The sequence below is a fragment of the Brevundimonas sp. ALps5 genome (assembly GCF_058681645.1).
In genome coordinates, this window is sequence record NZ_CM178744.1 from 2,769,204 (window position 1) to 2,782,703 (window position 13,500).

Here is a 13,500-nt window from a genome sequence, read left to right on the forward strand (position 1 = left end):
CCCGGCGGCGGTCCTTCGGGAAGGTCCCGCAGGCTGGAACTATGCCGAAACCCTCAGGTCAGGGCCGAATAGATCAGCGTCTTCAGCTCGCGCCGGATCGGATAGAGCATCGACGGGCTGAGCTGGGTCATGAAGACCATGTGCAGCTTCTCGACCGGGTCGACGAAGAAGGCGGTGGTGAACATCCCGCCCCAGTAGAACTCGCCGGGCGAGCCGGGGATCATGGCCCGGGCCACGTCCTGGGTCACCGCGAAGCCCAGGCCGAAGCCGACGCCGCCGTTCTGGGTCTCGCTGAACAGGGACTGGGACATGGTCGACAGGTCCGACCGGTTCGGCAGGTGGTTCATGGTCATCAGCTCGATGGTCTTGCGCCCGACGATGCGCGCGCCGTCCAGCTCCCCGCCATTGCCCAGCATCAGGCAGAAGCGGTGGTAGTCGAGCGCCGTCGAAACCAGACCGCCGCCGCCCGACAGCAGCTTGGGCGACTGCAGGTACATGCTGGTCTCGCCGCGGTCGTACATGACGCGTCCGGCCGGGCCGGCGAACATGTAGCAGTCGGTCAGGCGGTCGGCCTTGTCGGCCGGGACCATGAAGGCCGTGTCGTTCATCTTCAGCGGGGCGAAGATCTTCTCGGCGAAGAAGCGGTCCAGCCGCATGCCCGAGACCCTCTGGACGACCGCGCCCAGGACGTCGGTCGAGACCGAATAGTTCCACGCCTGACCCGGCGAGAACTCCAGCGGCAGCTGGCCAAGCTCGTCAATGAACTGATCAAGATCCGCCTCGCCATACCAATTCTCGACCGGCCCGGCGTTGGACTTCTGGGTGCGGTAGGCGGCGTCGATGTTCGAGCGATACTGGAAGCCGTAGGTCAGGCCCGAGGTGTGACGCAGCAGGTCCAGCATGCGCATCGGCTCGGCCGGGGCCTTGGTCACGAAGGGCAGGCCCGCGCCGCCGCCGTTGTAGACGCCGACGTTCCTGAACTCGGGCAGGATGTCGGCGACCGGAGTATCGACCGCGACCTTGCCTTCCTCGACCAGCATCATGAAGGCGATCGAGGTGATCGGCTTGGTCATGCTGGCGATGCGGAAGATCGAGCCCTCGTCGATCGCCTTGTCCGAGCCCTCGCGCGCGGCGCCCTGGCTGGAGAAGTGGACGATCTCGTTGTCGCGGCTGATCAGGATCTGGGCGTGCGGCAACCGGCCCGTGTCGAGGTAGCGCTCCTTCAGGAAGCCGTCGATCCGGTTCAGTCGCACAGGGTCGAGACCGTGCTTCTCGGGCGCCTTGACGTGCATTGTCTTTCCTTCCTCCGGCCCTCAGTCTCGGCTCTTCGTTCGTCGTTCCCGCTTGCGGCGTCGCCGCCGGGAACGTGTGGCCGGGATCAGGAAGGCGTGTCTTCTGCTTCAATAAAACCCATGCGGCGAAGCTCAAGGCCGCAGTTTGTGTGTACCACCACAATGGACGAATTGTCGTACAAGAATTTTGACTTTAGCCGTTGATCGGCCGATGACAGGGGGCGAGCCGCCGTCAGAATGCGGCCGTCACAAGGGAGGCGTGGAGTTTGATCGAACTCTATCATTGCGTTGACGCCCGCTCGTTCCGCGCGCTCTGGGCGCTGGAGGAACTGGGGCTGGAATACCGGCTGCATGTCCTGCCGTTTCCGCCGCGCGTCCTGGCGCCCGAATACCTTCAGCTGAACCCGCTCGGCACCATCCCGCTGCTGATCGACGGCGGGGTTCGGATGACCGAGTCCGCCGCCATCCCCCAGTATCTGGCGACCCGCTATGGGCCGTCGCCGCTGGCCGTCGGGGCCGATGAGGCGGACTACGGCCTGTGGCTCGACTGGCTGCATCGCGCAGAGGCGACCTTCACCTTCCCGCAGACGATCGTGCTTCGCTACACGCAGCTGGAGCCCGAAGAACGCCGCCTCAAACAGGCCGCTGACGACTATGCCCAATGGTTCCTGTCGCGCCTGCGCCACCTGACCCGGGCGCTTTCGGACGGCCGCGACTGGCTGTGCGCCGGGCGGTTCACCATGGCCGACGTCTGCGTCGGCTACGCCCTTCTGTTCGCCCGCGACCTGAACCTCCATCACAAGTTCAGCCCCGAGGTCTCGGCCTATTGGGACCGGCTGTCGGCTCGCCCCGCCTTCCTCGCCGCCAAGGCCGCGCAAGGCCCCGCCAACCCCGTTTCCGAGGAGTCCGCATGACCGACGTCCCGACCACGCCGACCCATAGCCGCGGCTATGCCCGCCTCGTCCTGCTGATGCTGCTGATCGTCTATTCGTTCAACTGGCTGGACCGGCAGATCCTCGGCATCCTGGCGCCGGCCATCAAGGCCGATCTGCACCTGTCGAACACCCAGCTGGGCGTGCTGGGCGGCATCGCCTTCGCCGCCCTCTATTCGACCCTGGCCATTCCTCTGGCTGTGATCGCCGACAAGACCAGCCGCAGCTGGGTCATCACCCTGTCGATGATTGTCTGGTCGGGCTTCACCGCCCTGTGCGGTTTCGCCGGCGGCTTCTGGCAGCTGTTCCTGTTCCGGCTCGGCGTCGGGGTGGGCGAGGCCGGCGGCGTGGCCCCCAGCTACGCCCTGATCTCGCAATACTTCCCGCCCGAGAAACGGGCGCGCGCCATGAGCGTCTATTCGATGGGCATCCCGCTGGGCCTCGCCTGCGGCGTCCTGTTCGGCGCGGCCATCGCCAAGGCTGTCGACTGGCGCGCGGCCTTCATCGTCGTCGGCGTCGCCGGGGCCCTGGTCGCGCCGATCTTCCGGCTGGTGGTGAAGGAGCCGCACAGGGTCGCGACCCCGGCCGCCGACCGCGTTCCCGTCGGCGCCGTCTTCGCCCTGCTCGCGAAGAAGCCCAGCTTCTGGTTCATGGCCCTCGCCGCGGCGACCAGCAGCACCGTCGGTTACGGCCTGGCCTTCTGGACCCCGTCGATCCTGATGCAGTCCTTCCATTTCGACCTGACCCGGGTGTCGTGGTTCGTGGGTTCGCTGCTGCTGGTCGGCGGCGTGGCCGGCGTCCTCATGGGCGGCGTTCTGGCCGACAAGCTCGGCAAGGCGGACCGCGGCGCCTACGCCTGGGTCTCGTCCCTGTCCTGGCTGGTGACGGCGCCCCTGTTCATCGCGGGCTTCCTGTCGCCGTCGCCGATGATCGCCTGGGGGCTGCTGCTGATCCCCAATGCGCTCAACATCCTGTTCGTCGGCCCCCTGACGACCGCGGCCCAGCATCTGGTGCCGCCGCAGATGCGGGCGACGGCCGCCGCCTGCTTCCTGCTGATCAACAACCTGATCGGCATCGGTGCGGGCTCGGTGCTGCTGGGCGGGCTGAGCGATCTGATGAAGCCGCAGTTCGGCGACGAGGCCCTGCGCTGGTCGGCCATCGCCCTGGTCTGCCTCTACTTCGTGGCCTCGGGTCTGGCCCTGCTGGCGGTCAAGCCGCTGCGCAAGGACTGGGTCGAAGAACCGACGGCCTAGGTCCCGGACGCGGGCGGCCTCAGCCCTGGCTGTAGGTCGCCCTCAGGCTGATCTTGTCGATCTTGCCCGTCGAGGCCAGCGGCATGGCCGGCAGCCGCACCACGCTGTCGGGGATCCACCAGGAGGCGATACGCCCCTTCAGCGAAGCCAGCAGGTCCTGATCACTGATCTCCTGCCCCTCGCGCAGCTCGACCAGCAGCAGGGGCCGCTCGCTCCACTTCACGTCCGCCTTGCCGATGACGGCGGCCAGCGACACCTCGGGCAGTTCGCAGACCAGGGCCTCGATCTCGGCCGGATTGATCCATTCGCCGCCCGACTTGATCAGGTCCTTGGACCGGCCCGTGATCATCAGATTGCCTTTCCGGTCGATCTTCGCCAGGTCGCCGGTGTCGAACCAGCCCTCGGCGTCGACGACCGAATGGCTCTGGCCGAAATAGCGGTCGATGACGGCCGCGCCGCGCACATGCAGACGGCCTTCGTTGTCGCGCTGCTCGGCCAGCGGGGCGCCGGTTTCGTCGGCGACCATCAGATCGACGCCGATGGCCGGACGGCCCGAGACATTGGCGCGCCGATCCGGGTCGCTGAGCACGCCGAAGACGCCGACGGGCGACAGCTCGGTCATGCCCCAGCTGTTCTGGACGAGGACGCCGAGGTCGCGCTCCAGCCGCTCCATCAGGGCCGGGGGCGTCGCCGCGCCGCCGAGGATGATCCGCTCCAGCGACGGCAGCTTTTCGCCCGACGCTTCCAGATATTCGCACAGGCCGAGGAAGACAGTGGGCACGCCCACGGCGACGGTCACGCCCTCGGAGGCGATCAGCCGGGCCAGGCTGGCGCCGTCCGTCTGACGCCCCGGCAGGACCATCTTCGACCCCGCCGCCGGCAGGGCGAAGGGTAGGCCCCAGGCGCTGGCGTGGAACAGGGGCACGATCGGCAGGATGACGTCGGTGGTCCGCGCGCCCAGCACATCGGCCTGCAGCATCTTCAGCGTGTGCAGGAAGCTGGAGCGGTGGGTGTAGGTCACCCCCTTGGGCGCGCCGGTCGAACCCGAGGTGAAGCACAGGCCAGACGGCGCCGTCTCGGCGAACCGACCCCACGCGACCGGCGTGGTCGCCGTGGCCAGCAGGGGCTCCAGCGTCTCGACCTTCGCGCGCGGGTGGGTCGCATCGGCCTCGCCGTCGATGACGAAGATCCGCTCCAGCCTGGCCGCGTCATTGGCGACATCCAGCGCCAGCTTCAGCAGATCGGCGCTGACGATCAGGATGCGGGCGCCCGACTGGTCCAGCATCCAGGCCAGCTGCACGGCGGTCAGGCGCGGGTTCAGCGTGTGGCAGACCACCCCCATGCCCATGATGCCGTACCAGCTCTCGACATGGTGCTGGGTGTTCCAGGCCAGGGTGGCGACGCGGTCGCCGGCGACCACGCCCAGACCGGCCAGCAGGCTCGACACCTTGATCGCCCGCTCGCGCAGCCCGGCATAGGTGATGCGCGCGTTCTCCCGGCCCTCGCGGGCGGTCACGACCTCGGCGTCCTGATGCCATTTGGCGGCATGGTCGACGAGCTTGTCGAGGGTCAGGGGAAAGTCTTGCATGCTGCCGTCGATCACGGGCGCGTCCTGGGTCTGGAGAGAAGGGAAGGGGCCGGCGCGCGAACGCCGCCGGCCGGACCGGCGGTCAGCCGATCACCTTCATCAGGCGCAGCCACAGCTGCTGGTCGAAGTCGGTCTCATTGGTGGCGGCGCCGGTGCGCACCACGACCAGCTTGCGGCTGGGCACGACATAGAGGCGGCGGTCGAAGGCGCCGAGCGCGCCGACCAGATCGGTCGGGGCGGCGGGGATCAACTGGCCGTCGCGGCGCGCGCCCGCGGCCCGCATCGTGTACTCGCCGCCGTTCAGCCACCACAGACGGCCATAGGCGGGGTTGGTCGCGGCCCGGCTGAAAAGGGCGTGCAGCTGCTCGGACGAGACCACGCGCGTGCCGTCCGCGGCGACGCCGTCGTGCAGGACCATCTCGCCGAACTTGGCGACGTCGTGCGGGGTGGTGACCAGGCCGGTGGCGTTGCCGACCGAGGCCAGGGCCGCCGGGCGCTGACGCCATTCGGTGTTGGTCATCCCGGTCGGGCCGGTCAGCCACTCGCGGGTCAGGGTCTCCAGCGGCTGATGCGCCGCGGCGGCCACGATGGCCTTGGTGATCGCATAGACCGGGGTGTTGTAGAAGAAGACGGTCCCCGACGGCGCGACATAGCCGAACTGTTCGTTCAGGCCCGAGCTCATGTTCAGGACGTCGATGACCTTGATCGCGGCTTCCTGTTCGGGCGAGGCCTTGGACCAGCCCTGACCGAGGTAGGCGTCGACGGGCTTGTTGATGTCCAGCAGGCCCTTGTCGATGGCGACGGCGACCAGGATGGAGACGAAGCTCTTCTGCTGGGACGCCACGTCCTCCAGCAGCTCGCCGTCGGCGGCGCGGCCATACAGGAAGGCGGCGAACATCCCGGCGTCGGTCGGGGCGGGCCAGGTCTTGTCGATCAGCACCTTGCCGTCCTGGATGACGACGAAGCCGGTCGAGGCGTGGTTCTGGACGTAGGCGAGAAGGTCGCTCATCTCCGGCGAGGTCTGCTCTGTGGCGGCGACCGTAGCGGCGGGAGAGGCGAGGGGGGCGGCGCAGGCGCCGGGGGCGACGGCCAGGACGGCCAGGGCAGCGGTTGCGGCCAATCCGGCCAGCGGGTGTTTCGTCATGTTTTCCTCCGGGGTACGGCACGCTTCGATGTCGTGCTCGATGGGATTTGCGGCGCGTCGGCGATCAGGCGCGGACCCCGCGACAGCATGATCCGGGCGACCTCGCCCTGCATGAAGTAGAGGATGTCGCGGGCGCCCTGGCTGGCCGCCTCGGCGTCGCGCGCGACCAGGGCGGCGCGCACCGTGCGCCAGTGGTCGAAGGGGCCGGGCCGGGTCGCGTTCAGCGCCAGGGCGACGTAGGAGAAGTGGAACCGCGTCTTGCGGCGGATCGCCTCGATCATCCGCTGGCCGTCGGCGCTGGCGCAGCCGCTCATGTCGCTGAAGATCGACTCGCTCTCCTCGATGATGCGCTCGGCCGCGACCCCGCCTTCCGCGTCCGAAAGCATACGGTCGATCTTGGCGATCATGGCCCGGATCATGGCGTCCGAGCCGCGCAGGCAGGCGAAGCGCGCCGCCATGCCGTAGAGCGCCGCACGCACCTCATACAGGTCGAACACTTCCTCGACGGTGGTGGAGGAGACGCGGGCGCCCCGGTTCTCCTCGATCTCGATCAGGCCGTCGTCGGCCAGGGCCCGCAGGGCGCGGCGCACGATCGAACGACCGACGCCGAACTCGCTGCATAGCCGCACCTCGCGCAGCCATTCGCCGGGCGCCAGCTCGCTCCTCTGGATCTGGGCGCGCAGGGTGTGGGCCAGATCCTCGGCCGTCGGCGCGGCGACGGCTTCGCTTTTGGGCGTCTTCGGAGTTTTCGCTGTGGTGGCCATGGGACGTACCTCACACGGTGTCGCTGCAATTCACGGCGAACATACCAAACTCCGTACCCCACATTCCTATTTCGCGGTGGACGCGCGAGCAAGTAATTTGTCGGACGGTACGCCTCGATTGTTGTACAATAAATCGGCCAGTTTTGCGACCCGGGAGCCTGGAGCGGCACAGGAACGACCCTAGTCGCCAGACGGCGTCGGACGCTCCAGCGTCGCGCGGATCAGATTGATGAAGTCGCGGTGGACACGCGTCGGCGACCATCCGCTCCGCATGGTCACGCCGACGGACAGCTGCGTCGCGACCGGATCGCAAGGCAGGGCGACAAGCGCCTCGCCCTGGTGTTCGAGTTCGTATTGGGTCATCAGGGTGAGCCGGTCGCTGTCGGCGATCAACTGGCGAATGACCGTCAGGGTGGAGGTTTCGATCGGCGTCGACGGCCGGTCGCGCCCCTGGAAAAGGGCATCGAGACAGAGTCGGCGACTGTCGCCCTCCAGACCGGCGATCCAGTCGTACCGGGCCAGATCGTGAAGGCTGATGTCCGTCCGCCCGGCCAGCGGATGACCGTTGCGGGCGACGACCCGGACCGGAGTATGGGCGAAAGCTTCGCTGGTCAGGTCAGGGTCGGTGGTGTCCTCGATGATGCCCACGACAAGATCGACCTCGCCGAAGCGCAAGCGACGCGTCATTTCCGAAGCGCCCTCGGTCAGGATCCGGATGCCGGTCTCGGGGCGCCTTCGGGTGAAGGCTTCAAGGACCGAGGCCAGCAACATGCTGCCGCCGCGCGGAAGGGCGCCGAGAACGATCTGGCTGGCGCCGACGCCGCGAGCCTCCTCGATCTCCTGAAGGCCCCATTCGATTTCCTGGACCGCCAGCTTGAACTTGCGGCCGAGGTCGAGACAGTCCGGCGTGCCCACCACGCCGGCCGGGGTGCGGTGGAAAAGAGGGGAGCCGAGATGGCCTTCCAGCTGGCGCACCGCCCGCTGCAGCGAGGCGGGTGTCAGGCCCAGCTCCGCGGCCGCCTTGGCGAGAGAGCCGCATTCGATGACGGCGATCAGGATCCGGACCTGGGAGCGCGAAATCCTCAGGGCGGCGGCGGAAGCGGTCGCCGCGTCGCCGACGCCGAAATCCACAAGGGCGGTGTCGATCTGGGCGAACATCCGCTGAACCCGGAAGTGGAAGGCTTTTCCGACCTCGGTCAGATGGCTGCCCTTCGCCCTCCGGTCCAGCAGGATGTGGCCGATCTGCTGCTCCAGTTTGGCCAGGGCCTGGGTCGCGGCCGGCTGGGAAAGCTTCCACGCCTCCGAGCCACGCCGGAAACTGCCGAGACGCCCCACGCTTTCGAAAAGCCGGCATTGGCGGAAGCTGATTTCCTCTGCCCGGGCCTTCAGATCGGCGCTCATGATGCGGTTCCCTCAAGCCATCGTCTGGCGGGGCCTAGCAGGGAGCTTGCGCGTTTCCAATCACCGCATTTCGGCCGAAAACACTGTTGTGCAAGGCCGAACGCGATGGGCGGGGATTTGCAGCGCTCTCGCGCCGGACCGAAAATGTATCGCTTGCCCGCGATACGACCGGCCGGGCCAAACCTTGCTTCCTTGTAATGTGACGACGGTTTGACGCGCGCCTCCGGGGCGGCAATGATCGTGCTCCCCGAACCGGTCAGGTCCGGGGCGAGGACATCATTCATTCCCAGATCGTGACCTGCCCGGGGGCAGGCGGAGGCGAGCCATGCATAGACGCGACTTCCTGTCTCTCGGCTCTATCGCCGCCGGGGGGCTGCTCATCCCGTCCCTGTTCGGCGGTCAGGCCATCGCCGCCGAGGAGCTGGTCTCCACCCTCGACGTCGGGCTCAAGAAGACCCTCGCCGACGCCGCCATGAACGCGGCGAAGTCCGCCGGCGCCACCTACTGCGACGTCCGCATCGGCCGCTATCTGCGCCAGTTCGTGATCACCCGCGAAGCCAACGTCCAGAACATCGTCAACACCGAGTCGACCGGCGCGGGCGTCCGCGTCATCGCCGACGGCGCCTGGGGCTTCGCCGCCACCAACAGCCTGACGGCCGACTCGATCGCCAAGGCCGCGCGTCAGGCCGTGGCCATCGCCAAGGCCAACGCCCCGACCCTGACCGAACGGGTCCAACTGGCCCCGACGCCCGGCGTCGGCGAAGTCTCCTGGCGCACCCCCATCGTCAAGAACTCGATGGAAGTGCCGATCAAGGAAAAGGTCGACCTGCTGCTCAGCACCAATGCCGCGGCCATGGCCGCCGGCGCCGACTTCTTCCAGTCCATGCTCTTCCTGGTGAACGAGCAGAAGTATTTCGCCTCGACCGACGGCTCCTACATCGATCAGGACGTGCACCGCATCTGGTGCCCGATGTCGGCGACGGCCATCGACAAGGCGACCGGCAAGTTCCGCAGCCGCGACGGCCTCTCGGCCCCGATGGGCCTCGGCTATGAATATCTGGACGGCGCCGAGTCCGGCAAAACGGTCCTGCCCAACGGCGTCACCGTCTACGGCCAGTCCTATGACATGCACGCCGACGCCGTCGCGGCGGCCCAGCAGGCTCGCGCCAAGCTGACGGCCCCCTCGGTCAAGGCGGGCAAGTACGACCTGGTTCTCGACCCGTCCCACACCTGGCTGACCATCCACGAGTCGGTCGGCCACCCGCTCGAGCTCGACCGCGTCCTCGGCTACGAGGCCAACTACGCGGGCACCAGCTTCGCGACGATGGACAAGAAGGAAGCGCACTTCCAGTACGGCAGCGACAAGGTCAACATCGTCGCCGACAAGCTCCAGCCCGGCAGCCTGGGCTACGTCGGCTATGACGACGAGGGCGTGAAGACCAGGAAGTGGGACCTGATCCGCGACGGCAAGCTGGTCGGCTATCAGGCCATCCGCGACCAGGCTCACATCGAGGGCAAGACAGAGTCCGACGGCTGCTGCTATGCCGACAGCTGGTCCAACGTCCAGTTCCAGCGCATGGCCAATGTCTCGCTGGAAGCCGGCAAGGAGAAGATGAGCGTCGCGGACATGATCTCCAACGTCGAGGACGGCATCTACATCATCGGCGACGGCTCCTTCTCCATCGACCAGCAGCGCTATAACGCCCAGTTCGGCGGCGAGCTCTTCTACGAGATCAAGAACGGCCAGATCACGCATCAGATCGAGGACGTCGCCTACCAGATCCGCACGCCGGAGTTCTGGAACGCCTGCGCCGGCGTCTGCGACGCCTCCGACTACCGCCTCGGCGGTTCCTTCTTCGACGGCAAGGGCCAGCCCGCCCAGGTTTCCGCCGTGTCGCACGGGTCCTCGACCGCGCGCTTCAACGGCATCAACGTCATCAACACCGCCCGTTCGCTCGGCTGATCGCGCACCAAGGAGACTGACAGATGAGCATTCTTCCAGAGGCGGAAGCCAAGGCAATCCTCACCAAGGTCGTGGCCCTGTCCACGGCCGACGAGTGCACGGCCCAACTCAGCGGTTCGACGCGCGGCAACGTGCGCTTCGCCCTGAACAATGTGTCCACCAGCGGCATCGTCGACAACGTCGAACTGTCGGTCCAGGTGGCCTTCGGCAAGCGGACCGGCGTCGCCACCATCAACCAGTTCGATGACGCCTCGCTGGAGCGCGTGGTCAAGCGGGCCGAGGAACTGGCGAAACTGGCGCCCGAGAACCCCGAGTTCATGTCGGCCGTCGACAAACAGACCTTCACCCCCACCCCGACCTTCAGCGCGGCCACCGCGGCCATCACCCCCGAATACCGGGCCAAGGTGGCGGCCGACTCGATCGGGCCGTGCAAGTCCGAGAACCTGATCGCCGCCGGCTATCTGGAAGACACCTCGGGTTTCGTTGCCTTCCTGAACTCCAAGGGCAACTACGGCTACCAGACCGCGACCAGCTCGGACTACACCTGCACCGTCCGCACCGCCGACGGCCGCGGCTCGGGCTGGGTCGGCGACAACGTCCAGGACGTGGCCAACTTCAAGGCCGGCGACGACGTGCGCATCGCCATGCGCAAGGCGGCCGCCTCCGCCGACGCCCAGGCTCTGGAGCCCGGCAAATACACCGTCATCCTGGAGCCCGCCGCGGCCGCCGGCCTGATCGGCTTCATGATGAACTTCTTCGACGCCCGTTCGGCGGACGAGGGCCGCAGCTTCCTGTCCAAGGCGGGCGGCGGCAACAAGACCGGCGAACAGGTCTATGGGCCCGAGGTCAACTTCTTCACCGACCCGTCCTACCCCAACGCCGCCGTCTATCCGTGGGATGACGAAGGCATGGCGCGCGAGCGGATGCAGATCGTCGAGAACGGCAAGATCTCGAACCTGAACTACTCGCGCTACTGGGCCGAGAAGCAGGGCAAGACGGCTCTGGCCGGTCCGGGCAACCTGATCATGACGGGCGGCGACAAGTCGACGGCCGATCTGGTCCGCACGACCCAGCGCGGCATCCTGGTCACCCGCACCTGGTACATCCGCATGGTCGACCCGCAGACCGTGCTGCTGACCGGCCTGACCCGCGACGGCACGTTCTACATCGAGGATGGCCAGATCAAGCACCCGATCAAGAACTTCCGCTTCAACGAGTCGCCGGTGATCATGCTCAACAACGTCGAGGAGCTGGGCCGTCCGGTTCGCGTCTCGGCGGACGAGGGCGGCAACGTCATGTTCCTGCCTCCGATGAAGCTGCGCGACTTCACCTTCACCTCGCTTTCGGACGCCGTCTGATGGCGACAGCCCGGTTGGAGGCCCATCAAAGGGCATGAACCGGGCGCAGTTTCTCCGGTTGGGGGCAGGGGGGCTGGCCGGGCTCGCCCTGTCCGCCCTTCCACGTTTCGCCGCCGCATCTTCGGCCGGAAGCTACGACTTCTGGTTCACGCGGCTGCGCTACGACTCGGGCGACTGGGACGTGGACCAGCGCATGCCGTCCAACCTGATTACCTCCCTGATCGACTACACCACCCTGCGCGTCGACCCGACCGAGCGGGTCATTCCCCTGTCCGATCCGCGCATGCTGACTGCCCCCTTCTGCTATCTGGCGGGGCACAAGCTGGTGGAGTTCTCCCAGGCCGAGCGACAGAATTTCGAGCGCTATGTCAGGAACGGCGGCTTCGTCTTCGTCGACGACTGCAACCACGACATCGACGGCCTGTTCGCCCGCTCGTTCGAGACCCAGATGCGCGCCATCTTCGGCCCGGCGGCGCTCAAGGTCCTGCCCAAGACCCACCCGATCTACCGCAGCTTCTTCACCTTCGAGGACGGCCCGCCGAACACCGGGCTCGAGCTCAACGGCTGGGGCGACGACCTGGTCCACGACTACCTCAAGGGGATCGAGATCAACGGCCGCCTCGGCGTCCTCTATTCCAACAAGGACTACGGCTGCGAGTGGGACTACGACTGGCGCAACAAGCGCTTCCTCGCCGTCGACAACACCCGCTTCGGGGTCAACATCGTGATGTACGCCCTCAGTTCCTGACTTCCGTTTCGCTTCTCCAGTTCGCTTCAGCCCCTCCCCGGGACCCGCCATGACCGACACCCTCTCCGAAGCCGACATCAAGGCGCAGCTCGCGCGTCTGGGTGATCTCCGCACCGCCATCGCCCAGGCCATCGTCGGCCAGCAGGACGTGGTCGAACAGCTGCTGATCGGCCTGCTCGCCGGCGGCCACTGCCTGCTGGAGGGCGTGCCGGGTCTGGGCAAGACCCTGCTGGTCCGCTCGCTCGGCGAGGCGCTCAAGCTGGAGTTCCGCCGCGTCCAGTTCACCCCCGACCTGATGCCCAGCGACATCCTCGGCACCGAACTGCTGGAAGAGGATCACGGCACCGGCCACCGCAGCTTCCGCTTCCAGCCCGGCCCGGTCTTCACCAACCTGCTGCTCGCCGACGAGCTGAACCGCACCCCGCCCAAGACCCAGGCCGCCCTGCTGGAGGCCATGCAGGAAAAGACCGTCAGCTACGGCGGCGTCACCCACGTCCTGCCCAAACCCTTCTTCGTCCTCGCCACCCAGAACCCGCTCGAACAGGCCGGCACCTATCCTCTCCCCGAGGCCCAGCTCGACCGCTTCCTGCTGCACATCCGCGTCGAATATCCGACCGAGCAGGAAGAGCGCGACATCCTCGCTCAGACGACCGGGGCGAAGACCGGCGCCGTCCCCGCCGTCATGAAGGGCGAAGAGGTTCTGGCGCTTCAGGCCCTGGTCCGCGAGGTCCATTTCTCCGACGCCCTGCTCAGCTGGGTCACCCGCATCGTCCGGGCCAGCCGGCCGGGCGAGGGGGCGCCGGAAGAGGTCCGCAAATACGTCAAATGGGGCGCCGGCCCGCGCGCCGGTCAGTCGCTGATCCTCGCCGCCAAGGCCCGCGCCCTGCTGCAGGGCCGTCTCGCCGCCACGCGTGAGGACATCATCGCCCTGTCGGCCCCGGTCATGCGCCACCGTCTGCTGCTGTCCTTCGCCGCCGAGGCCGAGGGGCGCAGCGCCGACGACGTCGTCGCCGCCCTCGTCCGCGCCGTTCCCATGCCGGCCTGACCTCAGGACCTC

Annotated in this window: 11 protein-coding genes; 6 read left to right on the forward strand and 5 right to left on the reverse strand. The window is 67.5% G+C overall.

Annotated features, from left to right (window positions below; all coding sequences use genetic code 11):
- Positions 1-53 precede the first annotated feature (53 nt).
- Positions 54-1,292 (reverse strand): serine hydrolase domain-containing protein, encoded by a 1,239-nt coding sequence (locus ACW172_RS13260; protein WP_492031913.1) that lies wholly within the window; start codon positions 1,290-1,292, stop codon positions 54-56.
- Positions 1,293-1,558: 266 nt separating this feature from the next.
- Between ACW172_RS13260 and ACW172_RS13265 the strand changes: the two genes are divergently transcribed.
- Positions 1,559-2,206 (forward strand): glutathione S-transferase family protein, encoded by a 648-nt coding sequence (locus ACW172_RS13265; protein ID WP_492031914.1) that lies wholly within the window; start codon positions 1,559-1,561, stop codon positions 2,204-2,206.
- On the forward strand, positions 2,203-3,477 hold the full coding sequence (locus tag ACW172_RS13270) for a spinster family MFS transporter (RefSeq protein ID WP_492031915.1): 1,275 nt from the start codon (positions 2,203-2,205) through the stop codon (positions 3,475-3,477). The genes ACW172_RS13265 and ACW172_RS13270 overlap by 4 nt, the downstream gene beginning before the upstream one ends.
- Before the next feature lie 19 nt (positions 3,478-3,496).
- Here ACW172_RS13270 and ACW172_RS13275 read toward each other — a convergent pair whose 3' ends face one another.
- The 4 genes from ACW172_RS13275 to ACW172_RS13290 form a co-directional block, all read right to left on the reverse strand.
- On the reverse strand, positions 3,497-5,080 hold the full coding sequence (locus tag ACW172_RS13275) for an AMP-binding protein (protein ID WP_492031916.1): 1,584 nt from the start codon (positions 5,078-5,080) through the stop codon (positions 3,497-3,499).
- A 67-nt stretch (positions 5,081-5,147) separates the two neighbouring features.
- The gene (locus tag ACW172_RS13280; protein WP_492031917.1) at positions 5,148-6,209 is read right to left on the reverse strand and encodes a serine hydrolase domain-containing protein; all 1,062 of its coding nucleotides are present in this window, start codon (positions 6,207-6,209) and stop codon (positions 5,148-5,150) included.
- Positions 6,206-6,973, reverse strand: a complete 768-nt coding sequence (locus ACW172_RS13285; RefSeq protein ID WP_492031918.1) for a GntR family transcriptional regulator — start codon at positions 6,971-6,973, stop codon at positions 6,206-6,208. Before ACW172_RS13285 ends, ACW172_RS13280 begins: the two co-directional genes overlap by 4 nt.
- Before the next feature lie 180 nt (positions 6,974-7,153).
- A complete protein-coding gene (locus tag ACW172_RS13290; RefSeq protein ID WP_492031919.1) occupies positions 7,154-8,374 on the reverse strand; it encodes a LysR family transcriptional regulator in 1,221 nt (406 codons plus the stop codon).
- Between the two features lie 325 nt (positions 8,375-8,699).
- On the opposite strand from ACW172_RS13290, the gene ACW172_RS13295 reads away from it, so the two are divergent.
- From ACW172_RS13295 to ACW172_RS13310, 4 genes are read left to right on the forward strand one after another with little or no spacing between them, the layout of a single operon-like run.
- On the forward strand, positions 8,700-10,337 hold the full coding sequence (locus ACW172_RS13295; protein ID WP_492031920.1) for a TldD/PmbA family protein: 1,638 nt from the start codon (positions 8,700-8,702) through the stop codon (positions 10,335-10,337).
- 23 nt (positions 10,338-10,360) lie between these two features.
- Positions 10,361-11,695 carry a TldD/PmbA family protein gene (locus ACW172_RS13300; RefSeq protein ID WP_492031921.1) on the forward strand — a complete coding sequence of 445 codons (1,335 nt, stop codon included), beginning with the start codon at positions 10,361-10,363 and terminating at the stop codon, positions 11,693-11,695.
- Positions 11,696-11,729: 34 nt separating this feature from the next.
- Positions 11,730-12,443, forward strand: a complete 714-nt coding sequence (locus tag ACW172_RS13305; RefSeq protein WP_492031922.1) for a DUF4159 domain-containing protein — start codon at positions 11,730-11,732, stop codon at positions 12,441-12,443.
- A gap of 49 nt (positions 12,444-12,492) precedes the next feature.
- A complete protein-coding gene (locus ACW172_RS13310; RefSeq protein WP_492031923.1) occupies positions 12,493-13,488 on the forward strand; it encodes an AAA family ATPase in 996 nt (331 codons plus the stop codon).
- Positions 13,489-13,500 lie beyond the last annotated feature (12 nt).

Bases quoted from the DNA above. Each gene is read 5' to 3' on its own strand.
- ACW172_RS13300 (WP_492031921.1), top strand. From the start codon at position 10,361: ATGAGCATTCTTCCAGAGGCGGAAGCCAAGGCAATCCTCACCAAGGTC.
- ACW172_RS13295 (WP_492031920.1), top strand. From the start codon at position 8,700: ATGCATAGACGCGACTTCCTGTCTCTCGGCTCTATCGCCGCCGGGGGG.
- ACW172_RS13310 (WP_492031923.1), top strand. From the start codon at position 12,493: ATGACCGACACCCTCTCCGAAGCCGACATCAAGGCGCAGCTCGCGCGT.
- ACW172_RS13270 (WP_492031915.1), top strand. From the start codon at position 2,203: ATGACCGACGTCCCGACCACGCCGACCCATAGCCGCGGCTATGCCCGC.
- ACW172_RS13260 (WP_492031913.1), bottom strand. From the start codon at position 1,292: ATGCACGTCAAGGCGCCCGAGAAGCACGGTCTCGACCCTGTGCGACTG.
- ACW172_RS13285 (WP_492031918.1), bottom strand. From the start codon at position 6,973: ATGGCCACCACAGCGAAAACTCCGAAGACGCCCAAAAGCGAAGCCGTC.
- ACW172_RS13290 (WP_492031919.1), bottom strand. From the start codon at position 8,374: ATGAGCGCCGATCTGAAGGCCCGGGCAGAGGAAATCAGCTTCCGCCAA.
- ACW172_RS13305 (WP_492031922.1), top strand. From the start codon at position 11,730: ATGAACCGGGCGCAGTTTCTCCGGTTGGGGGCAGGGGGGCTGGCCGGG.
- ACW172_RS13280 (WP_492031917.1), bottom strand. From the start codon at position 6,209: ATGACGAAACACCCGCTGGCCGGATTGGCCGCAACCGCTGCCCTGGCC.